Source organism: Apilactobacillus kunkeei, from assembly GCF_001421115.1.
Lineage (GTDB): Bacteria > Bacillota > Bacilli > Lactobacillales > Lactobacillaceae > Apilactobacillus > Apilactobacillus kunkeei_F.
Genome location: NZ_JXCW01000001.1, coordinates 140,453 through 163,086, shown reverse-complemented (window position 1 = coordinate 163,086; position 22,634 = coordinate 140,453). Strand labels below are relative to the sequence as shown.

The following is a 22,634-nucleotide window of genomic DNA, read 5'->3' as shown; positions in this document are numbered from 1 at the left end:
TATACGTCAAATCGTGAAAGAAAAAATATTAAGCATTTTTATTAATAATTGGTAATAATCGTTTGGCAACAAAAGCAGCAATAACTGCCTTGATGATGTCTCCCGGAATAAATACAATGTTAGCAAGTAATGATTGTTTCAATGTGATGTGCATTTGCACGCTGATCCATACAATAGCAATCGCATATGAAATGATAATACTTACTATAATAGTAGAAATTAAAACATTCCAAAAACTACTCTTATCAATATCCTTGCTAAGTAGTCGGTTGAAAAGCGCCATTAGTGAAGGCATTAATAGCCATGATAATAGGTATCCACCTGATGGTCCAATGAAAATAACGGCACCACCGTGACCTCCAGTTAAAACTGGTAGCCCAACAGCAACCATCACCATCAAAATAGCGACAGAAATAGTCCCCTTCTTACCACCCAATAGCAATCCGGCTAGCATGATTCCAAAATTTTGTAGCACGATTGGCACTGGAATAATAGCAACTGGAATTGCTGGTACAAATGCCAGTGCGATAATTAGCGCTGTCATAAGCGCGATTTGTGTAACATCTCTTGTTTTCATATCTCTCTCCTCATTGTTAACCATTCATTCATAATAAGTTAACAATTAAACATAATACCGATTGTTAACTAATATGTCAAATTGAGTTGTTAATAAAAACATACAAAAAAGACGCTATCGTATGATAGCGTCTTTTCAGATTACTTAGTTAACTTACGAACAGCTTTTCTTAGTTGGGCACGTTTAGCGATTAGGCTACGTCTGTGCTTCTTAGTTAAGTGTTTTGACTTTAACTTTTTAGTAATTTTAGCAATTGCCTTTTTGTCAGTATTTACTCTTTTTGCAGCACGTTTTGTTAACTTCTTTTGGTGCTTTTTAGCTTTTTTAGCAGCCTTTTTTGATTTCTTTGAAGACTTCTTTGACTTCTTAGTTGTCTTTTTACTCTTCTTTGTAGACTTCTTAGTGTGTTTCTTAACAGTCTTTTTAGCAACCTTCTTCTTAGCAGGTTTTACATGGTTCTTCTTAATTTCTTTACGAAGAGCAGTAGCTTGCTTGTGAAGACGTTTTCTAGTCTTCTTAGAAATCTTCTTGCTGTGTAACTTCTTAGTGATCTTAGCAAGTTTCTTCTTGTCACGTTTTACGATGGCGCGTTTAATCTTGTTCTTTAATGCGCGAATCTTCTTTAATAGTGCCTTCTTAGCACGTTTTGTCATCTTCTTGTGCTTTAGCTTCTTGTTTAGCTTAGCAAGTGACTTCTTTGACTTCTTAATTGAAACTTTCTTTTCCTTAGGAGCCTTCTTAGCAGGTTTCTTGCCTGGCTTCTTAGGTTGACCAGCATTGTTCTTGTTTGATGGGTTAACTGCAGGTTGATCAGGTTTTACATCAGGTGTAAGAGCTGAATCATTGCCCTTGTCACCATCAATCTTAGTAGATGAAGCAGTATTGTCATCGTTGGCCTTTTGGTCGTCTGAGGACTTCTTGTCATCATTGTTCTTTTGGTCATCTGATGGTTTCTTGTCATCGTTGTTCTTTGAATCATCTGATGGCTTAACCATGTAATCTGCTAAAGCAACAGCGTAGTCATTCTTCAAGTCATCAACTAGAGAATTAATCTTAGTTAATGTTTGCATGCTACCCATGTCTGCAGCATCGCTATTGTTAGTTTGATTTACTAATTCATATAAAGCATTTAAATCATCGTTTAATTCACTTGAGTTAGTAAATTCTTTATCTGATAGGTTAGCAATCTTGCTTAATTTAGCCTTAAGAGCGTTGATTTCATCAATCTTCTTAGTCAATAGACTGGATTCTTGATCAAGTACTTTTGACTTACCAAGAAGATCAGATAAGTGGTTGATGTAATCATCACGGTATTCGTTTGGAATGTCTGAAGAATCATTGAATTGGTATTCGTCATCACTAGTTTCTTCGTCTGCCATTCTAAATGATAGGACTGCAACAGGTTGTGCTTGAAGTTTCTTAACAGAATGCTTCTTGTTATTCTTCTTAGCAGCTTCTTTTAGTGCTTTTTCAAAGTTAGCTAGGGCTTCCTTGTTCTTATTAGAAGCATCTTTAACTACACGCTTGTTTAATTCGTTAACGTTTTTTAGTTGTTGAGCAACAAATGATTTTAGAGTCTTAGCTAGCTTGTTGTAAGCATCAACTGACTTCTTGTCATTCTTGTTTTCAACCTTGTGCATTGCTGCGTAGATTGAAGCTAACTTGCTGCTTTGTTCTTTAACTAAGTTGTCTACCTTGTTGTTAAAGTCGGCCATCTTAGCGTTATCATCTTTTTCAAGTTCAGCTTCCTTAGCGGATACCTTTTCGGCGAATGCTTTCTTAGCTGCATCTTCTAGGGCATCGTGTAGCTTGTCTGAATCGATTAGTTCTTTAATATCAGCAGATCTTTGCTTTTCGTGGTTTAACAAAGCATCTAGTTCTTTGTTAACCTGTCCCATCTTAGCTGCATCTTCTTTTTCAAATTTAGCCTTAGTGTCAGCAACTTGCTTCTTGAATGCCTTTTGAGCAGCTTTTTCAAGTTGTTCTTGTATCTTATCTGAATCGATTAAGTTGTGGATGTCAGATGTTCTTTGGTTTTCATGGTTAATTAAGGCATCCAGTACCTTACTAACCTTGTCTATCTTGGCGTTGTTGTCTTTTTCAAACTTAGCCTTAACATCTGAAACTCGCTTCTTGAATGCCTTTTCAAGTTGTTCTTGCATCTTGTCTGATGCGATCATGTCATGAATGTCAGTTGTTCTTTGCTTTTCGTGAGCCAATAGCGAATCTAGTGTCTTGTTAACTCTGTCCATCTTTTCGGCATCTGATTTTTCTAGGCTAGCCTTCTTGTCAGCGACAGCTTGATTAAATTCTTTTTGTAATTCTTCTTGCATCTTGTCTGAGGCAATCATGTCTTTGACGTCAGCACTTCTTTGGTTTTCATGTTTAATTAGTTGGTCTAATAACTTGTTAAGCTTGTCCATCTTAGCTGCGTCTGACTTTTCAAACTTGTCCTTAGTCTTTGAAATAGCCTTGTTTAGTTCTTTTTGTAGCTTTTCGTGCATCTTGTCTGAGGCAATCATTTTGTTAACATCAGCTGTTCTTTGCTTTTCGTGGTTCAATAAGTCATCTAGTTCCTTATTAACCTTAGCCATCTTGGCGGCATCTTCTTTTTCGAATTTAGCTTTCTTATCGCCAACTTGTTGATCAAGTTTCTTTTGAGCAGCTTTTTCTAGTTCTTCTTGCATCTTATCAGATGCGATTAAGTCGTTAATATCAGAAGTTCTTTGCTTTTCGTGGTTGATTAGGACGTCTAGTTCCTTGTTAACCTTGTCCATCTTTTCGGCATCTGATTTTTCTAAGTTATTCTTAGTATCAGAAACTTGCTTATTGAATGCGTCTTCTAAGGTTTCCTTCATCTTATCTGATTCTATTAGAGCTTTAACGTCAGATGTTCTTTGGTTTTCGCGCTTAATTAAATCATTTAATAACTTATCAACTTTACTCATCTTAGCTGCATCTGATTTTTCAAACTTAGCCTTAGTGTCATCTAAAGCCTTGTCCAAAGCTTCTTGCATCTTGTCTGAGTTGATTAATTCATTAATGTCTTCAGTTCTACCATTTTCTTGGTTGATCAAATCGTTTAATGTATTTTCTGCATTATTGTATTGATTATCAAGGGCGTGGCTTAGGCGACTTAATGCAGTTAATTCGTAACCATTGCCACCAAACTTGCTGATGTGGTCTTCAGTAGTCTTAATTTCATTTCTTAGATTAGTCACTGCTTTTTGAAACTTAGCCTTGTCGTGCTTATCAGTGTTCTTAACATTCTCCAAAGCATCGTTTAGGTTATCTAAGTCTGAAGCAATAGATTTCTTCAAAATATCAAATTCGACCTTAGCACCAGAATTCTTACTTAAGATATCTGAGGCTGCATCTAAAGATTTAGCCATGTAGTTTAAGTAATCTACTTCCTTTGAAGCATCTGATTGTGCCTTGTTGTTACTTGCAACTACTGAATCATCTTTCGCTTTGTCCGCTAAGGTTTGCTTAGTAGCTTCATTAATTTCATTAGCAAATTGTCTTTGAATGTCTCCGTCATACAAAGAAGCTTGCGCTAATTGCTTAATGTAATCCCCTTTAACAAAACCAAGTGATTCGTTGTAGTATCCGTACAAATAATTTTGAATTTGATTTGCAGCAGCAAGTAAATCTTTGTCAGACATCTTCTTTGAGTTGTCTTTTTCATTAGATTTACCATTAGCAACACCAGTAGCTGCTTTAGCATATGTGTTGGTTGCTGCAGACATTAGCATTACCGAAAGTGGAATAATGGCTAGTGTCATATTTTTGAACTTTTTGTCCATTATGAAAAAAATCCTCCCTAAAAATATAAATGAAAATAATACGAACATTTTCATACTAGCATTTTCTTTTTTAAAAAAATTAAGTATGTTAAATGTTTTATTATCTTTTAATAATGACTAATTTATAATTAATACAAATAAGAACATCCCCTAATTTTTCTCTCAATTAATAACGGGGAATTATCAAAATATAACTATTTATATTTTTAGAAACAAAAATGAGAATAAAAAATAACCGGCGGCATGCCGGTTATCAATCCATATTAGTGTTTATTTTTTCATAATCATTCCGTAATTCACGAAAATTATTAGAATACTTGTTTAGCAATATTGAAGGCTGACCAAGCTTTTGGCCAACCAACGTAAAAAGATAAATGCGTGATCATTTCTGCAATTTCATCTTTAGTAATGCCGTTTTGCTTCCCCATCTTAAGGTGGGCTTCCAATTGTTCAAAGTTACCGGCAGCAATTAAGCTGCTGATGGTAATCATACTTCTTTGTTTTAAAGACAACTTTGATTCTCTGCTCCACACTTGACCGAATAAGACATCGTCGTTAATTTCGGCAAACTTAGGAGCGAATTCGCCTAGGTTATCTCTTCCCGCTGTTTGTTTCTTCATATTAATCACGCTTTGCTTCATTATTAGCTTGGCTGTATTGTTCATCGCTAACATCTTCTAACCATTCTGGAGTTCCAGCGGTGATTGCAACGTGTGAGAACCAACTATCGTCAGTTGCACCGTGCCAGTGTTTAACACCATCATGAGTCACCACGACATCCCCTGGTTGTAATAATCTAGCTGGTTTGCCTTCTTCTTGGTACAAGCCCATTCCACCAGTTACCAATAGTAGTTGGTAGCCGTCATGGTGAATGTGCCAATTATTACGACATCCTGGTTCAAAGGTAACGTTTCCCACACCGACTTTGACTTCTGCTTCCGGACTAATCAATCCTTGTAGGTAGCTTTGACCAGTGAAATATTGTGCATAGGCATCGTTCTTAGGTCCGCGATCAAAAATAATTCCGTTCTTTACTTCTTCGTTCATTGGCGATAACTCCTATCTAAATCGTTTAAGATATTCTTCGAAGCTTTCGTCGACCTTATGATTTAGTTTGCCATCATACCAATCTATCTTATGAGATAACACGTTTAGGTGGGACTTACGTTCGTTAATTTCCGCCAAACTTCTCTTCTTAACTGATTGCAGTAACTGCTTGCGTTGGTCAATGGTGGAATCACCCTGTTTGCGCAAATCTACATATTCTTGAATTTCAGACATTAACATTCCAGTTCCCTTAAGGTGCAAAATAAAACCAATCCACTTTACGTCCTGATCATCATAATAACGACGATCGTTTTCATCACGCTTAGGGATAATTAAATTTTGTTTCTCGTAGTATCTTAATGTGTATGTGGTCAAACCGACTTTGTTGGCAAAGTCACCAATGCTGTATTTACTCATAAAAAAGTCCTTTCTACTAACTTCAAGAATAAATGTACTATTTAGAGTTAACTCTAAGTCAAGTATATAAAAAAAGAATCATCATTTCGATGATCCTTTTTGATTTTGATTATTCTTTGTGAGCAGACTTTTTGTGTGAAGCTTTCTTTTCAGCCTTCTTATGTGAAGTCTTCTTAGCGTGCTTCTTAGTTACTTTCTTTGAATGCTTCTTTGCATGTTTCTTAGCATGTTTCTTAGCAACAGTCTTCTTTACATGCTTCTTAGTAGCTTTTTTAGCAGCTTTTTTAGCAGCTTTCTTTGCTGCGGCCTTCTTAGCAGCCTTCTTTGCTTCTTTCTTAGTTGTCTTCTTTACAACTTTCTTTGAAGCCTTCTTTGATGATTTCTTAGCTACATGTTTTTTAGCAGCTTTCTTTGCTTCTGGTTTAGCTTCTGACTTAGTTGCTTCAGTTGAAGTAGTTGTTGCGTCTTTCTTAGTGTCTGTTGTTGTTGTGGTTGCATCCTTCTTTGTGTCTGTTGTTGCAGCAGCTTTGTCATCTGATTTTGATGCAGTTTGGTCTGATGATTTAGCATCTGAACTCTTGTTTGAATCTGATGATGCAGCTGATGTGGTTGAAGTACTTGTTGTAGTAGTTGCTGGAGTGGTTGTTGATCCAGTTGTAGATGAACTGTTTGAGCTACCTTCTGAACTACCCTTGCTTGAATCTGATGAATGTTGTGTTGATGTTGGTGTTGAATCAGTTGCAGCAAATGCACTCACACCAGTTGAGAAAAATAGAGTTGCGGCAGGTACTAGAGCTAGTACGGCCTTTTTAAAATTCTTTTTCATAATAAAATCCCCCTTGAAATCCTTATTCAGGATTCGTTTTTAATTTAAAAATTTCGGTAATGACGTTGTCATCATCGTGAAACAGTAAATCTAAAAACTGTATAGATGCATCATATATGTACTATACAATCAGGTGATTATTTCGGTTAAAATGAAAAATCCTAATCAAAAAATCATCTTTATTGATACAAAAATCTAAAAATGCGGTTTCCCGTATTTAGCAAAACAACAGACAAGACACATATTGCAAACCAGACTAGATTATAAGTTTATAATCTACGTTTAATATATCACTAATATTAAGAAATAGATGAATAAAATAGCACCATATATTAGACACTGTGTATATATAACCTTAAGAAACGTTGGTAATATCATGTTTGAAAGCCTTAAATTTTTTTAAAGGTAATCATATATATTTCAACAATGTGTTGAATTGATGAAAAAAAGACACCTTGTTTAAGATGTCTTTTAAAAATTAACTTTTACGACTTCACCATTATTAATTGTCGTTGATTTTCCATCAACATCTAATAACAAATGGCCTTCTTTGTCGATACCTGTAACAGTTCCGTTGATTGTCTCTTTGGTGGTATCAACACTGACTTGTTTACCGTTTAAGAATGACATCTTTTGGTAGTCTTCAATGAAGTTTGCTTCCAAATAATGTGGGAACTCTTCGTCAAAACCATTAACGATGTCAGCGACTAGTTTGTTCTTATCGATTTGCTTATCGCTAATCCATCCGACCTTATCCTTCATTTCTTCGGGAATTTCTTTGGCGGATAAACTAATTCCAACACCGACAACGATTGCGGATGGTTGCATTAATTCAGCATCCATCACTAATTCGGTTAGGATTCCGACAACCTTCTTGTTGTTTACATAGATATCGTTGATCCATTTGACCAAAAAATCTTCTTCTGGATAGCTCTTCTTCAGAGCCTTAGCAACCACCACTGCGGTCATGGTAGTTAGCAGACCCGGGTTTAAATGCTTAGCATCATGGAATGGTACTACCATACTCATGTAGATTCCACTCTTGGCAGGAGAATAAAAACTTCTCCCTCTTCTACCGTGTCCTTGCGTTTGCTTTTCAGCAATCACCAAACGATGTTTGCCATCTGGATTTTGATCATTGATTTGTTTGGCGTATGAATTGGTAGATGTGATTTCCTTTTTGAAGATGATTTCATAATCATTATTTAAGTCAGATTCGATTAATTGTGGATTTAGTTCATCATTTCCTATGTACTTGTAGCCTTGATTAGTCTTGCTGTCGATTTGGTGTCCTTGTTCCTTCAATTGATTGATTAGCTTCCAAATCATGGTACGACTAATGTTCATTTCACTTGCTAATTGATTACCGGACACCCATTCATCCTTGTGTGCGATAAACAATTGCAATAATTGGTCTTTTTTCATCGTGAGCTTCCTTTCGTTACTATATAAATCATATCATAAAAATAACAATAAATATCGCAATCTACCATAATTAGATGCGCTTTATTCATTGATATATCAACGTTGCAAAGAAACTTAGCTAACTATTTTTGACAAACTTTTATATAATTATCACAATCAATATTTGAAAAGGAAGCGATAAAAATGCAATTTGGTAATCGTTTAAAGCAACAACGAAAAATCAAAAAATTAACCCAAGACGACGTAGCGGAAAAATTAAATGTATCTCGTCAAACCATCTCCAGTTGGGAAAACGAAAAGAGCTACCCTGATATAAAGAGTCTAATTTCATTAAGTGATATGTATGATATTTCATTGGATACGATGCTAAAGGAAGATAGTGGGATGAAGGAATTCATCGAAAAAAATGACCTAAGTAAAAAGCTATTAGGATTAAGGTGCTCCATTGCTTCTTTTACTATGTTTGCTTTGTTACTATACTTTTTAAATTCAGTAAATGCTATATCATCAACATACGAAAATACGACTATCTTTTTAATGTACGCCCTCTTTGTAGCAATTCTTTTATCATTCAATAAATTTATTAAATCCATTAATCTGGAAAGATCACAAATATCTGATACATTTAGATTGAATAAATATTTAAAATTCATATTAGCCGCATCACTTATAGTATCCATTGAATTAGCAAGATATCATATAATATTACCCTTAATCATATTCATTGCCGCTTTGGAAATCTTCATTTTCATCTACTATTTCCGTAACAAATAAAAAGTTATCACAAAAAAGTGGTAACTTTTTTCTTTTTTACTTGCATTGGAGTTAACTCAAAGGTTTATACTTTTCAATAATCAAGTCTGGAGGTAATCAAATGAACATTAATGAAGTCAGCAAGAAACTAGATATATCAAAGGATACCCTTCGCTACTGGGAGAAAATTGGCCTACTTCCTCCCGTCAAAAGAAACGCGAGTGGCTATCGTGATTACTCAGATCGAGACGCCAATTGGGTATATTACATCAAGGCATTGCGCAATGCTGGTATGTCGATTGAAAGACTACTGGAATTCGTTCATTTATATCTAAAAGACATTGATGATTTAGATCGTCGCAAACATCTGTTAATCGAGCAACGCAAAGAACTCCAAGCTGAAATTGCCAAACGACAAGAGACTGTCGATTATTTAACGTTTAAAATCGACCACTTCGAAGAACACGTAATGAATCAAAAAGACGAAAATAAAGGAGAATAAGTATGAACAAAAGAACATTAGCAAATAAAGTTACTATCCCTACCCTAGGTTTTGGTGTTTTCCAAGTACCAAATGAAGGTGCTGCCAAGCAAGCTGTCATTGACGCCATCAAAACCGGTTACCGTTTAATCGATACCGCTGCTAGCTACGGCAATGAAAGAGAAGTCGGTGAAGGAATCAAAGCTGTGATTGAAGAAGGAATCGTCAAACGTGAAGACCTATTCATCACTTCAAAACTTTGGGTCCATGATGTAACTGCCGCAAAGGCTCCTAAAGCCATTCAAGACTCACTTGACCGCCTTCAACTAGACTACCTAGACTTATTGTTAATCCACCAACCATACAACGATGTATTTGGAGCATGGAAGGCAATGGAAGCTGCTTATGAAAAAGGACTAGTTAAGTCTATTGGGGTTTCCAACTTCGATAACGCCCAAATCACTAACCTAGCCGAATTTAATGACATCAAACCAATGGTCGCACAAATTGAAGTGAACCCATTCTGCCAAAACATCGAAAAAGTTCAATACATGCAAGACTATGGCGTCCAAATTGAAGCATGGGCTCCTTTCGCTGAAGGTCAACACGACCTATTCAAGAATGAACTACTTAAATCAATCGGTGACAAGTACAACAAGTCAGTTGCTCAAGTTGTGCTTAGATGGTTGTACCAAAGAGATATCATCCCTTTGGCCAAGTCTGTTAAACCAGAAAGAATGCAACAAAACATCGATGTCCTAGACTTTGAACTATCAGACGAAGATATGGAAAAAATCAAAACACTAGATACCAAGCAAAGCCAATTCTTTGATCACCATGATTCAAAGATGATTAAGTGGATGGCTAGTCGTACAATCGAATACTAAAATAAAAAAGGCCTGACATCCGTCAGGTCTTTTTATTTGTTTCTTTGTGCAAAGATGTAATTTCCAATTAGCATAAAAATAATGACATAAATTGGAATCCAAATGAAGTAAGCATACATTGGTAATAATGTTAGGTGTCCGTATGATGCATCACCAGCTTGGTTAGTGATATTTAGCATGTTAATTGGGTTAAATCTTAGTAACTTATTTGATGCAATTACCATAAACATTAAGTTCGCAGCGATTGAAGCTGAGAAATACAAGATAATGCTGATGGTAATTGATAGTCCAGACGATCTAAATATCGATGCTAAAAGGAAACATAGACTAACAATTAACCAAGTTGAGAAAAATTCGCAGATAATGTTGGTAAAGAACGTTTTCATATCAGCTGAAGTAATTGCCACTCTGGTAAAAATGATGTTAATGACAAATGACATTACTATTGTCAATAGATATAAAACTATTGATTGAGCAAAGACGAAAATGACCTTACTGAAATAAATCTTAGTTCTGCTAAATTCCTTCGAAATTAATAGCTTAATTGTGCCGTACTTGTATTCGTTTAAAAAGATATTACTAGCTAAGAAGATTAAGACAAAGACAATCCAAAGTGTGGCATCATAATTTTCTTTGAAAAGTGCCGTCCCATTAAACACATTTTTATATTTCAAAGATAGAAGTGCCATCGCTAACATAACTACCACTTGGATAATCATTGAAACATATGTTGATTTTTTATGATAATTTTTGAACATTTCTTGTTTAATTAGATATAACATTTCTATCCTCCTACTTTTCGTCCAGAATTTGGATTAAATCGTCTTCAAAGTCATCATTGATAGTTTGAATTGATGTAAAACTGATATTTTGACTATTTATTAAATCAATAACTTCTTGTAATTTAAAATCACCAACGATTGTTAATTCATTGTTATTAATGGAAACTTCAATGCCGTTTTCCTTAAGAATTTCTGCTGCAGCATGATTATCTGATGTTTTAACAAGTGTCTTATTCACTTTATTGCCAAAGTATTCCAAATAGTTATCAAAAATTTTGGTACCCTTTTTGATGATAACGACACGGTTAATAATCTTTTCCAATTCGGCAAGAATATGACTAGAGATTAAAAATGTTGTGCCCTTCTTGTTTAAATCAACAATTAGATTTCTAACTTCTTTAGTACTCTTAGGATCCAAACCATTAACTGGTTCGTCTAAAATAGCGAAACTTGGTTGATTAACTAGAGCCATTGCAATTGCTAATTTTTGTTTCATCCCTAATGAATAGTTAACTGCGTTTTTATTTATGTAATTTTGCATATTTAATTGATTAACCAAATAATCAATCATTTCATTGTTCTTAGTTTCAGAGAACAATTGAAGGTGCTGCATCCCACTCAAGTATGGGTACAGTACGGGATTTTCAATCAATGAACCAACGTTTTTTAAACCTTCTCTTTTAGAAACAGTCACTTCTTTACCATCAATACTGATTAATCCACCATTATTTTCAATCATCCCTAGGATTGACTTCATAATGGTGGTCTTCCCAGCACCGTTTTCACCGACCAATCCAACAATGTCGCCCTGATTAATTTCAAAGGAGATATTATTTAGGATTAATCGCTTGCCAATGCGTTTATTTAAATAGCTAATCTCAACACTTTTTGTCAATTGAGTTCTCTCCAATTCTGCTGTATTATATCTACATGATACATTAATTAGGAACGGATGTGAAAACGAAATGGGATTCATTATTCCTCTACTAGTGATTGTTGCACTTTACTTACTAGAAACATACGTACTAACCGATACGAAGTACTTTTGGGTTGGTGGAATTATCCCCTTATTAGCTGTTTCTTTTGTAATTTATATAATGATTTCTCGTGATAAGTACTCATTTCACGATTTCTTTAATCTAATTATTTTTATTGCCGGAATCATTTGTATCTGGAGTGATGGAAATAACCGACACAAGAAGAAAAACGGTATTAAAAAAGATAAATAAAAGGCCTGACGATTGTCAGGTCTTTTTTATTTAAAGTTAAATTTCTTTATGGATACCTTCAAACAATCTACCGCTAATACAAAAGTATTGTCCGTAGCTATTTTGATACTGATACCGTCGTCGCTGGTTTTAACACACCAATCCACGATGACATGCATTCCCCAAGTGCATACTGGTATATATTTACGTGAACTGTCATCTAATTCCATTAGATTATACATATTAAATTTTTGATCAAAATAAGAGACATTATCCAATATCAAATCCATAAGGATATCGTCATGTTCACCCTGTTCGTTTTCTTCACTCCACCAATCGACTCTTTTCAATCGAATTCTCATTTGTACTAGAGAATCAAAGTCCTCATCATCGTCATCATCATCAAATCCCTTATACTCGTGGGTCAAAGTATCAACTTCATAAATAGTCCAATCGTATAAAGCCTCAATTCTTTCGTTATCTAAAATATCATCTGCCTGTTCCTTGCTAAATGCGGCTTCGACGTCTTTTTCAAACTCTCTTCTGCCTTCTTCATCTAGATTATAAAAATCATGATCTCTGTTAATAATCATTAAATAAATTCCCCTGTTTCTTGTATGTATAAGACCAATCATACACTTTTTAAATTCAAATTAATAATTTAGAGCATAAAAAAGGAACCGGCTATCACCGATCCCTTTTTATTATTCTTTAGTTTCTTTCTTTTTGTTGTTTTGCTTTAGTAGTTTTGCAAAAGTAGTCATTTGACCATATGAGTCTGCGCCATCATTTGGTACAACCACCATATTGGTATCTGAATTAGCTAGATTACTGAATGCTTCGATACTTTGAGCATTGAAGTACTTGTCATCGGCACCACGTAGGGCTTCTTGAATCTTGTCGATTCTGTACTTTTCAGCATCGGCCTTAGTCTTGGTAGCTTGAGCGTTAGCTTCAGCAGTCGCAACTAGAGCTTCGTTTTGCGCCTTAGTACGTAGTTCAACTGACTTGGCATCCCCTTCAGCACGTGAAATTTCAGCTTGGCGTTCACGGTCAGCAGTAAGTTGAGTGTTCATTGCTTCTTGAATGGCCTTACTTGGAGTTAATTCATCGATGTTAATACGATCAACGTTAATTCCATAGATGTCGGTTAAATCACCGATTGCATCGGCTAGTTCTTTATTGATTTCTTTAGTAGAACCCAGTACTTCGTTTAAATCCATACGACCGATGATATCTCTTAAATGACCACGAACTAATTGGACCATGGACATTACTGAGTCGGTATTTTCGTATTGGTACTTAACGGGTTCAGTCACGTGGTAGTTCAAACTGACACTACCTAATACTTCGGCGTTATCCTTAGTAATCAATGAATACTTTGGTAGTAACTTAGGTTGCATTGCAAGACTAACGGTTCTAACGCGTTGAATTAATGGAATGTAGAAGTGCAAACCAGAACTTAGAGTGTGGCTGTACTTTCCTAATGTTTCAACTAAACCTTCGTTATTTTGACGAATGACTTTAACTCCAAATGGCATAACAAATACCTCACTTAATTTTTTGTAAATGAAGAGTATTACCTGTGTTATTCACGACCGAGTATTTCACTTGTTCATCATAGGTAGAATTGTCGGATAAATCATAGCGATACCAAATACCACCAACTTGAACCAATGATTTGTCAGTCGAGAAATCGTCACTTGTAACGACCCTACCTAAAAACATTCGATGTTCTAAATTGTCAGTCATGAAAAACACCTCCCCCTTATTCACGTACCATTATCCCATTGTTGTATTTAATAGTCGATACATTTTGTATAAAATTATTTTCCATTTTTAAAACGTTGATATATCAACATGTCCAAGAAACTTGGCTACCAAAAATAGCATTTTTTATATAAAATAAAGTCATTATCTTAAGAGAAAAGAGACGATACATAATGCAATTTGGTGAACGTATCAAAGAACAACGTAAAATCAAAAATATGACTCAAGAAGATGTCGCAAAACACTTACACGTTTCTCGCAAAACCATCTCCAGTTGGGAAAATGAAAAAAGCTATCCAGATATCAAGAGCCTAGTGAAAATTAGTGATCTATATCAAATTTCACTAGACACCCTTTTAAACGAGGATTCAGGACTAAAAGAATATCTACAAAAGGACAAGGTACAAGATAACTTTGTCGAATTAAAATACGTAATTAATGCATTGTTTTACTTAGCAGTATTACTGGTCGCAATCCTTAAAAACTACTCATCATTGTTCTTCCTTTTGGGTGTTTTCCTTCTTCGTTTAGCTTGTGATCATTTTATGAAGGAATCTAAATTATTAAACATAGACTATGATTTACCATTTCGTAATTGGAACAGAAGCTTACCGGTTAAGATATTTTTTATATCCTGTCTTGTCTTCATATTCGGCTTTGCAGGATGGGGAATCTATGCAGACTTCAATAATCTAAACACCAACTTACCTTTAATTGCGATGGGAATCTCCCTACAGGTTATGAATTTAATCTTGTATATCATAGATAAATTTCACATCAGATAAAAAAGACGTCACGATTATGGCGTCTTTTTGCTTAGTCTTGTTTTCTTCTCTTCTTAATTGCGTACACTACCAATCCGATAATGATCCATAGAATGACTGCGTATGGATATAGGTTTCCAGGGAAATCTGGGATTGGGTAAAGGTTAGTCCACATTGGGTAAACTAACACTAAAATTCCAAGAACTGGAATCAAGATATGTTTGATAAATGAACGCTTGATGGTATCTCTGTGTTTGTGGAAGTATAGAATTGTTCCAACACAGGCCAAAGCATATACGGTCAACATACTTAATACACCAAGTGTTGATGAGTTTGCATAGATTACTTCAGGACCATAAGGAACACCGAAGATTAGGTATGCTACTGCCATGATTACAGTTAGTAACCAGATAGCACGAGTTGGACTGTTTAGTTTTTCGTTAAATTCACCGAAGTATTTTGGTAGGTACTTCTTAACACCCATTGCATAGATCATGTATGCACCGGCATTCATGATACCAAGAACTGAACCAAAACTACTGATTAGGATGGCAAAATCCATGATAAGTGCCATTGGGCGACCCATGTACATCAATGAAAGGTCATTCAATGGTGATGAAGAATGTGCGAAGTCTGAGACGTGGTTGATACCAAATCCGATAACTTGCATGTAACTTGCGATAACAAAGAAAATTCCAGCAAAAATAATTGTAACAATAATAGATAATGGCACTGAACGTTTTGGATTCTTTGTTCTAACAGCTACAGTGGTAACACCTTCGAAACCACAGAATGATAGGATGGCAAATACCATTCCTTGACCAATTCCAGATACACTACTGTGAGTTGGAACGAATGGTTGGGCACTGATTCCATCACGACCACCCTTAGCAAAGATGATGATGGTCAATACGACGAGGATTGCAATCGCTAAGAATTCAATCGCAATTGCTGATTTACTGGTAAATTTCAAACCAAAGGTAAGAACTAATGCCGCAGCAATCAATAATACATAAGCAATAATCGTATCGTTAAAGTTAAATCCTAACTGTGCGAAGAATACGTGGGCAAAGTTAGCATTGGCAGCCATACATGAGACGGCCAAGTTGACGTAGGCAAATGTCAAAGTCCACCCACTGACTAATCCTAGTCGTTCACCTAAAGCTTGTTGGTTGTAAGCGTAGACTGAACCAACATCTGAAATATGTTTTGATAATTCGGCGAAACTAATTCCAACAAATAATAATCCAATCGCACCAAGTAAGAATGCAATCGGTACGTTAATTCCAGCGAATGGAACTGCTGGCACGGCGTTAAACGCGATTGAACCAGTTGGGGCAACAGCGGCAACGGCTAACGCGAACGTCTCAAATTTAGTAATCTTTTTTGACTCATCTAAATCCATTATTCATTTCACTTCCTAAGTATTATGATGTGATGTATATTCTCTCCTCCAAACAAAAAAGCCGCTGATCCCATCACTATAGGTCAGCAGCTCTTCTCAGATTAATCGTATGTATCACGACGCGATTAAATAACCAGAGGAGAAGCCGCCGGTTTACAACAATCGCACATGTACATGTTCATAAAGTTATTCATTTGTGACTCCTCCACCGATATATTTTCTAACGATTATATCGTATACTAAACGTTTAATTCTGATAAGTCAATTAAAAGCACCTAATCATTTTCTAATTTAAATTATGAAGGTATAAAAAAAGACCAACATCAGTCGATCCTTTAAATATTAATCATTAACAACAGTAGCCTTGATTGTGTTTCTTTCAGCCATGTCTTTGTATGCTTGGTTAATGTCTTCTAATTTGTATTTACCAGTGAAGACCTTACCTGGATGAATTGCACCAGATAATACGGCGTCCAATAATTCTTGTCTATCATAAGTAGTAACTGAAGCGATACCACCGGCAAGCGCAATGTTCTTACCAAATGGAGTCACAACATCTAAGTTACCTGAGTGAGGCAAACCAACACGACCAACCTTAGCACCTGGACGAGCAACGTCTAGGGCAGTTTGAGTTGATAGTTCAGTACCAACACATTCTAAAACGGCATCTGCACCGTTACCGTGAGTTAGTTCCATAACCTTCTTCACAGCTTCGTCACCACGTTCAGCAATGATATCGGTAGCACCGAATTCCTTAGCTAACTTTTGTCTGTCTTCGTGTCTACTCATCACGATGATTTGTTTAGCACCACGTAGCTTTGCAGAAATTACACCACATAGACCAACGGCACCATCACCGATAACTACGGCAGTGTCACCCTTTTGAACGTCAGCAGTACGAGCTGCATGATATCCAGTAGCCATAACATCTGATAGAGCTAATAGTGAATCTAACATTTCATCACTGTAGTCTTCTGGTTTACCAGGAACCTTAACTAGTGACCATTCACCGTGTTGAGCTCTTAGGTATTCAGCTTGGGCACTTTGAGTAAAGTTATCTGAATGGTTCAAACAACTTCCGTCGTAACCAGCTAAACAAGCGGCACAGTGTCCACAACCGTGTGTAAATGGTACAATTACGAAATCCCCAGGTTGTAAAGTAGTGATATCCTTACCGACAGTTTCAACAACACCCAATGCTTCGTGACCATTGTTGTAAGCTTTCTTTTTGTATTCGTCTAATCCACGGTATGACCATAAGTCTGATCCGCAGACACAGGTACGAACTACCTTTAGGATAACGTCATCATCTTTTTCAATTTTTGGCATGTCGACGTCTTGAACTTCGACTTTACCAGGTTCAATAAATACTGCACTTTTCATAATTGAAGCCTCCCATATTTTCAATAAGTACAATTATTCCATATAAAGTGCACTTTAAGTCAAATGATAAGCCTCAAAATTTTTGATGTAAAATATTTGCATTATGCGAACGAATGTTCTATTATAATTACAACATACATTTATCCATGAATTCATTCAAAAAAGACATCTTACAACGCTGCGTAAGATGTCTTTTTTATTCACCTTCGAATCTAAGTCTAACCTGATTAACGACTAATATTGATTCTAAAACATTTAAGAATCCTTGTCCGTAGATAATGATTGTGTATCGGTGTATATCAATCGTTAATATTACGGTTAGAATTACCACGATTAAAGGGATTATTAGCCCTGCTAATACAAAGTGTTTTCCAGATCTAACATAGTAGTGTGTACAACATAGACCTAGAAAAAAGATAAAAAATAGAGTTTCTAACATTAAGTACTTCTCTCCTCTTGAAGTACACTTTACACCCCTTATTCTAAAATGTCTTTAATAAATTTTCTCATAATTAAAAAAATTTTACAAAACACTAATAGACCAATCGTATTAACATTAAACCGAAAGTTACAAATTAGACATTTGTATAAAAATGCTATTTATTTTTTCTTCTTAGACCTAAGTAAGCAAGACCCAGACCAACGGCAATGGTAGCAACACCTAATGCGATGGCTCTAGCTTGGTTAGTGTTATCACCAGTTTGTGGTAATTTAGCACGAACGTCTTTCTTATCTGCAGCTGGAGTTTGTTGAGCCTTCTTGTGTTCACCCTTGTTGACAGAATCAACAATGACCATTGTCTTTTCATCACTCTTTGGAGCTTGTGATGCAGCTGATGATTGTGCTGAACTTTCAGTTGAAGTAGCAGCTGATGATGAAACGGCTGATGAAGCAGCTTCTGATTTTACTGTTTCTGTTTCTGAACTCGATTGTTTAGTAGCTTCGCTTGATTGTGCTACTGGTTTAGTAGCTTCGCTAGTTGAAACTGATGAAGCACTTTCCTTCTTGTCATCGTTTGATGCAGCCGATTGAGCTGCTGAGCTTGATTGTGCTGAACTCTTTACAGTTTGGTCTGAAGCACTTGATTGAACTGTAGTAGTTGTAGAATTTTGAGTGGTTTCAGTGTTAGTGTTTGTTTCAGTAGTTGTGTTGTTTTGTTGAGTGCTTTGGTTAACAACAGTGGTAGTAGGTGCCTTTACTGAGATGTTAACAGTAGTTTGACTGTTATCAACTGAGCCAGGGAATGAATCGTATCCGTAGTTATGTTGTTGAGCCCATGTAGATAAATCACTAGTATCAGTTTGGCCAAAGTTAGTTACATTAGATACTGTTTTAGTTTCAACAGTGTGACCGTTTTGGTCAACTAGGTTGATGGTTAATGTGTGAGTTGGTTGAGTTAGCTTATAAGTGTAGCTACCAGCTCTGCTTAAATCCAAGGTATCAGGAACATTGTTATCACTTGTGCTAACACCAGGATAATCGCTTAAACTGTTTAGTAAGTCTGACTTAGCAACTTGTGCATTTTGAACTGGATAGGTAATTACTGATGGATAAAATTGATTATCACCAGCTGGTTTTTGGAATTGATTTCCATATTGATCAGTAAATGTAATTGTTACTAATGATGTTTGTGATGTTTCATCCGCGTGAGCTGTGTATGTAGATGCGAATTGGCCTGCTTGTGTTCCAGTCAACAATACCCCTGTAATTGCTGAAACGTAAACGAACTTTTTAGTGTTCTTGAATAGTTTTGAATCCTTCTTATTGAAATTCATAGTACAACGTCTCTCTTCTTTATAAAATTTTAATTACAATAAAATTAAGTTCCTTTAAGTATTATATATTTTTTTAAATTTTTTATGTACTTTTTTGCTCGATTTTATACTTTTTTAAACTTTTGAACCGTTTGAAGACAAAAAAAGAAGACCCCAAGGGTCTTCTTTTCGTATTTATAGATAGATTATCTATTCTTTCTTCTTAATCCAAAGAATCCAAGAACAGCACCAACAATCATAGCGATAACACCAACACCGACAATTGCTTGTTGATTAGTCTTGTCACCAGTTTGTGGTAACTTGTTATCTTCAGCATTTGCTGGTTCGCCAGCATTGTTACCAGCCTTTTCTTCACCTGGGTTTACAGGATCATAAATAACTGATGTCTTTTCGTTATCCTTGTTAGCTTCTGACTTCTTTTCAGCCATTGATGATGCTACAGATGAAGCAACTGATGATTCAGCTGATGAAGTGTTTGTTGCTTCAGAACTTTGGTTTTCAGCTTTTGATGAGTTAGTTGCTTCACTTGAAGTTTCACTGCTTTGGCTAGCCTTTGAAGATGCAGCTGAGCTTTGTGTTGAGTTTTCTGCGCTTGAAGCTTCGCTGGATTGACTTGAACTGGATGCACTTGATGTTTCAGTTGATGAGCTTTCACTTGAAGTAGAACTTTCATTAGTGTTGGTTCCGGTTGAAGCAGCGGCTGATGAAGTAGTGGTTGAAGCACTTTGTTTGCCTTCGTTATCGTAAGATGCGGAAGCTTGACCATGAATGGTAGTGCCACTAGCACTTGATACGTTAGCCTTTGATACTTCAACATTGTATTGGTCTTCATAGTTGAATGGATCTGAGTAACTGTAGCTGTAGTCATTTGAGAATGGTGCAACTAAGTCCTTGATGTCAGTTGTACCAAAATCAGTTACAGTGTATTCCTTTGTAGCAAGAACAGCATGAGTTTCCTTATCAATGACGTTAACTGTCAAAGTGTGAGTTGGTTGATTCAAGGTGTAGTTGTATTCTGACTTACTTAAATTAATGGTGTCAGGAATATCCTTGTCGTTCTTAATTTGGTCAGTGAAGTCATATGTCTTGTTATTGTAGTGCAAGGTGTATGAAAGACGTGATTTTTGGAAGTTATTGTTATCACTTGAAGCAGTTACACCACCAAGTGAGTTCTTATTTTGATCTTGGAAGTTAATTGTTGAATTATATTTGTATTGATGTTGAGACGTATTGTTTGTGGTATCCGCCTTAGCTAAATAATTACTGGATGAATTAGCATATTGGGCTCCAGCAAATAATACCCCAGTCATGGCTGCGGCATATACCCATTTCTTAGTATTATTGAATTTAGTCATAATACACAGCTTCTTTCCTTTTCGTTTTTACAATTCCATTCTAGGAGTTTTTTTAACGAAGTGTATATTTATGACTAGATTTTTACTATTTCTTAAAGAAAGTAATAAAAAAATAAAGACCGACTCAATCGAGTCGGTCTTATTCTTTAAATATTCCACTTACCGTCTACCTTTTTGAACTTAGGTGCACGGTGTTTTTTAATATCTTCTTCAGCTTCACTTACAGCTTGTTCACGAATGTCTTCTGAGTATTCGGAAATCATATCAATGAAGTCGTCGTCGTTGATATTTTGATCATTTTGGCTGTTGTATTCTTCCTTACTATTCTTTAATAGCACTTGGCCAATTTCTTCGACGTCAGCGTCACTTAAGTCTGAGTAGACAGCTACCCATAAATTATACATGTAATTAAAAACGATTTTATCGTTAAACACGTTATTGTCCCTCCTGATATGATTTACATTATTATACTTATAATTTTACTATATTTGCTAATAAATTTATATGCCATATCGTAAAATGATTATTCTAACACCGTAATTGTTCCTGTATTGGACTTAAATCGATATTGTTTGTCAGTATTAACGGCCTTAACCGCAGTCTTCACAGTTGGCTTAGGACCAGATGTTTTAACGTCTAGTTGTGCATCTTCTGATTTCTTTAATTGTGCGAAGATGTTACCAGTGTCGGTAGTAACTGACAGATGACTTTCAATTGTTGGTCTGTCGATGTTGACATCCCCATTAGTTGCCTTAACTGCCAATGACTTAAAACTACTATTATGTAAATCAACGTAGTTGTCACCGGCATCGATTTGGCTATCATCCCCATTGAACGTACTATCGACGACTGAGACACGGTCTTCAATACCGCGCACGCGAAGTGACTTGGCGTTAACGTCCTTGATTTTAACATTGCCCCATCCGGTAATATCCATCGGTAACTTATTACTGTAGTGTTTTAGTTTTAGACTGAAACGATTATCTAAGCCATCAACCTTAGTCAATTGGTGACTTGGCACTGTCACGGTCACAAATGATAGTCGTGATAATTCACCCATTTGAAAGTTAGTTGAGAAGCTGCTTTCGTTATTGTCTTGTCGTAGTTCCAAGGTATTGTTTTGTACCTTGTATGTTAGTGGATGATCCTTAGAATCAGTTGATGTAATGGTAAACTTATCACCAGATTTAATTGTTAGATTGATGTTTCCGTACGCACTAATCTTGTCGTATGCATTTACGGACTTGGTGTATGTCTTATCCATGTTACGACTAAAGAAAATATCGGTGATGCTTTGGTCGGCCTTAGCGTATCCAATTGAGAAGACGATTCCTCCAGCAAAGATTAGACCTAATCCGATTAGACTAAATTTCTTCATTGTTGACTCTCCCTTCAGCATTGCCATATCTTAGGCACTTCTTGTATGTCCAGATTGTGACGTGTTGAATCCAGTTGGCCAACTTTCTCACTAGCCATTTTGATAATGGATATAGTTCCATGGAAAGTCCTAGGGAGAATAGTGCCACTCCTAATACCATGATGCTTTCAAACAAGTGACCGGTAATGTTAGTCACACCCCATACCGTTGTACATAGGAAAACGATAAAGGTCAAAATTAATACTAATACGACTGCTAGCACCATTAAGCTGGCTGCTAAAACGGTAGCAAAAATCACTAGGATTAGACTGATTACGACTGGAACTAGTAGTGGACTGGCAAACAATGCCAAAATCACAATTGATGGTAATTCCCAGAATTTTTGTGGTGTTGAACTATCTGAATTGTTGATAGAAATATCGGCACGAATTTGTAGTGCTAAACGGTTTGGTGAACCCAATTCCTTCACACATTCCTCGTATGTATTTAAGTTTCCATCCGTTAGATAGTCGGTGTAGTAGCTGATAGCGTCCATCGCGTCTTGTTCGCTAAGTTTCTTCAAGTGTTGAGTAAGTTCCTCGATATACTGATTCAA

The 22,634-nt window shown here is 36.0% G+C and carries 24 protein-coding genes; 5 read left to right on the top strand and 19 right to left on the bottom strand.

The features are described 5' to 3' along the window. Positions 1-28 precede the first annotated feature (28 nt). The 7 genes from RZ55_RS00730 to RZ55_RS00700 all read right to left on the bottom strand — a co-directional run bounded on the left by RZ55_RS00730 (position 29) and on the right by RZ55_RS00700 (position 8,098). Positions 29-577: a biotin transporter BioY gene (locus RZ55_RS00730; RefSeq protein ID WP_057175484.1), complete on the bottom strand. Its 549-nt coding sequence runs from the start codon at positions 575-577 to the stop codon at positions 29-31. A 140-nt stretch (positions 578-717) separates the two neighbouring features. Further along, positions 718-4,383, bottom strand: a complete 3,666-nt coding sequence (locus tag RZ55_RS00725) for a hypothetical protein (RefSeq protein WP_057175483.1) — start codon at positions 4,381-4,383, stop codon at positions 718-720. 308 nt (positions 4,384-4,691) lie between these two features. Then, the gene (locus tag RZ55_RS00720; protein WP_034531000.1) at positions 4,692-5,003 is read right to left on the bottom strand and encodes a carboxymuconolactone decarboxylase family protein; all 312 of its coding nucleotides are present in this window, start codon (positions 5,001-5,003) and stop codon (positions 4,692-4,694) included. A 1-nt stretch (position 5,004) separates the two neighbouring features. Next, complete coding sequence (locus RZ55_RS00715) at positions 5,005-5,430, bottom strand: cupin domain-containing protein (protein ID WP_057175482.1); 426 nt, start codon at positions 5,428-5,430, stop codon at positions 5,005-5,007. A 12-nt stretch (positions 5,431-5,442) separates the two neighbouring features. Beyond that, complete coding sequence (locus tag RZ55_RS00710) at positions 5,443-5,847, bottom strand: MerR family transcriptional regulator (protein ID WP_057175481.1); 405 nt, start codon at positions 5,845-5,847, stop codon at positions 5,443-5,445. Positions 5,848-5,956: 109 nt separating this feature from the next. Further along, the gene (locus RZ55_RS07290; protein ID WP_191976634.1) at positions 5,957-6,673 is read right to left on the bottom strand and encodes a hypothetical protein; all 717 of its coding nucleotides are present in this window, start codon (positions 6,671-6,673) and stop codon (positions 5,957-5,959) included. A gap of 471 nt (positions 6,674-7,144) precedes the next feature. Next, on the bottom strand, positions 7,145-8,098 hold the full coding sequence (locus RZ55_RS00700) for a biotin--[acetyl-CoA-carboxylase] ligase (RefSeq protein ID WP_057175480.1): 954 nt from the start codon (positions 8,096-8,098) through the stop codon (positions 7,145-7,147). A gap of 183 nt (positions 8,099-8,281) precedes the next feature. On the opposite strand from RZ55_RS00700, the gene RZ55_RS07145 reads away from it, so the two are divergent. The 3 genes from RZ55_RS07145 (at position 8,282) to RZ55_RS00685 (ending at position 10,219) form a co-directional block, all read left to right on the top strand. Further along, positions 8,282-8,872 (top strand): helix-turn-helix domain-containing protein, encoded by a 591-nt coding sequence (locus tag RZ55_RS07145; RefSeq protein ID WP_081034476.1) that lies wholly within the window; start codon positions 8,282-8,284, stop codon positions 8,870-8,872. A 100-nt stretch (positions 8,873-8,972) separates the two neighbouring features. Then, the gene (locus RZ55_RS00690) at positions 8,973-9,353 is read left to right on the top strand and encodes a MerR family transcriptional regulator (RefSeq protein ID WP_057175479.1); all 381 of its coding nucleotides are present in this window, start codon (positions 8,973-8,975) and stop codon (positions 9,351-9,353) included. Positions 9,354-9,355: 2 nt separating this feature from the next. After that, the gene (locus tag RZ55_RS00685; RefSeq protein WP_057175478.1) at positions 9,356-10,219 is read left to right on the top strand and encodes an aldo/keto reductase; all 864 of its coding nucleotides are present in this window, start codon (positions 9,356-9,358) and stop codon (positions 10,217-10,219) included. Between the two features lie 32 nt (positions 10,220-10,251). On the opposite strand, the gene RZ55_RS00680 is transcribed toward RZ55_RS00685, so the two are convergent. Continuing rightward, on the bottom strand, positions 10,252-11,001 hold the full coding sequence (locus tag RZ55_RS00680; protein ID WP_057175477.1) for an ABC transporter permease: 750 nt from the start codon (positions 10,999-11,001) through the stop codon (positions 10,252-10,254). A 10-nt stretch (positions 11,002-11,011) separates the two neighbouring features. Further along, positions 11,012-11,896, bottom strand: a complete 885-nt coding sequence (locus RZ55_RS00675) for an ABC transporter ATP-binding protein (RefSeq protein WP_057175476.1) — start codon at positions 11,894-11,896, stop codon at positions 11,012-11,014. A gap of 70 nt (positions 11,897-11,966) precedes the next feature. On the opposite strand from RZ55_RS00675, the gene RZ55_RS00670 reads away from it, so the two are divergent. Then, entirely contained in the window at positions 11,967-12,230 is a 264-nt protein-coding gene (locus RZ55_RS00670; protein WP_057175475.1) for a hypothetical protein, read from the top strand. 26 nt (positions 12,231-12,256) lie between these two features. On the opposite strand, the gene RZ55_RS00665 is transcribed toward RZ55_RS00670, so the two are convergent. From RZ55_RS00665 to RZ55_RS00655, 3 genes are all read right to left on the bottom strand, one after another. Further along, positions 12,257-12,802, bottom strand: a complete 546-nt coding sequence (locus tag RZ55_RS00665; protein WP_057175474.1) for a hypothetical protein — start codon at positions 12,800-12,802, stop codon at positions 12,257-12,259. A 111-nt stretch (positions 12,803-12,913) separates the two neighbouring features. Continuing rightward, a complete protein-coding gene (locus RZ55_RS00660; RefSeq protein ID WP_057175473.1) occupies positions 12,914-13,750 on the bottom strand; it encodes an SPFH domain-containing protein in 837 nt (278 codons plus the stop codon). A 10-nt stretch (positions 13,751-13,760) separates the two neighbouring features. Next, positions 13,761-13,961, bottom strand: a complete 201-nt coding sequence (locus tag RZ55_RS00655; protein WP_054482756.1) for a hypothetical protein — start codon at positions 13,959-13,961, stop codon at positions 13,761-13,763. A gap of 191 nt (positions 13,962-14,152) precedes the next feature. Here RZ55_RS00655 and RZ55_RS07140 point away from each other — a divergent pair, with 191 nt between their 5' ends. Further along, complete coding sequence (locus RZ55_RS07140; protein ID WP_080997670.1) at positions 14,153-14,764, top strand: helix-turn-helix domain-containing protein; 612 nt, start codon at positions 14,153-14,155, stop codon at positions 14,762-14,764. A 31-nt stretch (positions 14,765-14,795) separates the two neighbouring features. On the opposite strand, the gene RZ55_RS00645 is transcribed toward RZ55_RS07140, so the two are convergent. From RZ55_RS00645 to RZ55_RS00610, 7 genes are all read right to left on the bottom strand, one after another. Then, entirely contained in the window at positions 14,796-16,148 is a 1,353-nt protein-coding gene (locus tag RZ55_RS00645) for an APC family permease (protein WP_057175472.1), read from the bottom strand. A 342-nt stretch (positions 16,149-16,490) separates the two neighbouring features. Further along, positions 16,491-17,531 carry a zinc-dependent alcohol dehydrogenase family protein gene (locus RZ55_RS00640; RefSeq protein ID WP_057175471.1) on the bottom strand — a complete coding sequence of 347 codons (1,041 nt, stop codon included), beginning with the start codon at positions 17,529-17,531 and terminating at the stop codon, positions 16,491-16,493. A 596-nt stretch (positions 17,532-18,127) separates the two neighbouring features. Beyond that, positions 18,128-19,306, bottom strand: coding sequence for an LPXTG cell wall anchor domain-containing protein (locus RZ55_RS00630; RefSeq protein WP_057175470.1), 1,179 nt, complete (start codon positions 19,304-19,306; stop codon positions 18,128-18,130). Between the two features lie 185 nt (positions 19,307-19,491). Beyond that, positions 19,492-20,661: an LPXTG cell wall anchor domain-containing protein gene (locus tag RZ55_RS00625; protein WP_057175469.1), complete on the bottom strand. Its 1,170-nt coding sequence runs from the start codon at positions 20,659-20,661 to the stop codon at positions 19,492-19,494. 146 nt (positions 20,662-20,807) lie between these two features. Then, positions 20,808-21,095: a hypothetical protein gene (locus tag RZ55_RS00620; protein ID WP_057175468.1), complete on the bottom strand. Its 288-nt coding sequence runs from the start codon at positions 21,093-21,095 to the stop codon at positions 20,808-20,810. Positions 21,096-21,184: 89 nt separating this feature from the next. Next, the gene (locus RZ55_RS00615; RefSeq protein WP_057175467.1) at positions 21,185-22,039 is read right to left on the bottom strand and encodes a DUF4097 family beta strand repeat-containing protein; all 855 of its coding nucleotides are present in this window, start codon (positions 22,037-22,039) and stop codon (positions 21,185-21,187) included. Next, positions 22,026-22,634, bottom strand: a complete 609-nt coding sequence (locus RZ55_RS00610) for an HAAS signaling domain-containing protein (RefSeq protein ID WP_057175466.1) — start codon at positions 22,632-22,634, stop codon at positions 22,026-22,028. Before RZ55_RS00610 ends, RZ55_RS00615 begins: the two co-directional genes overlap by 14 nt.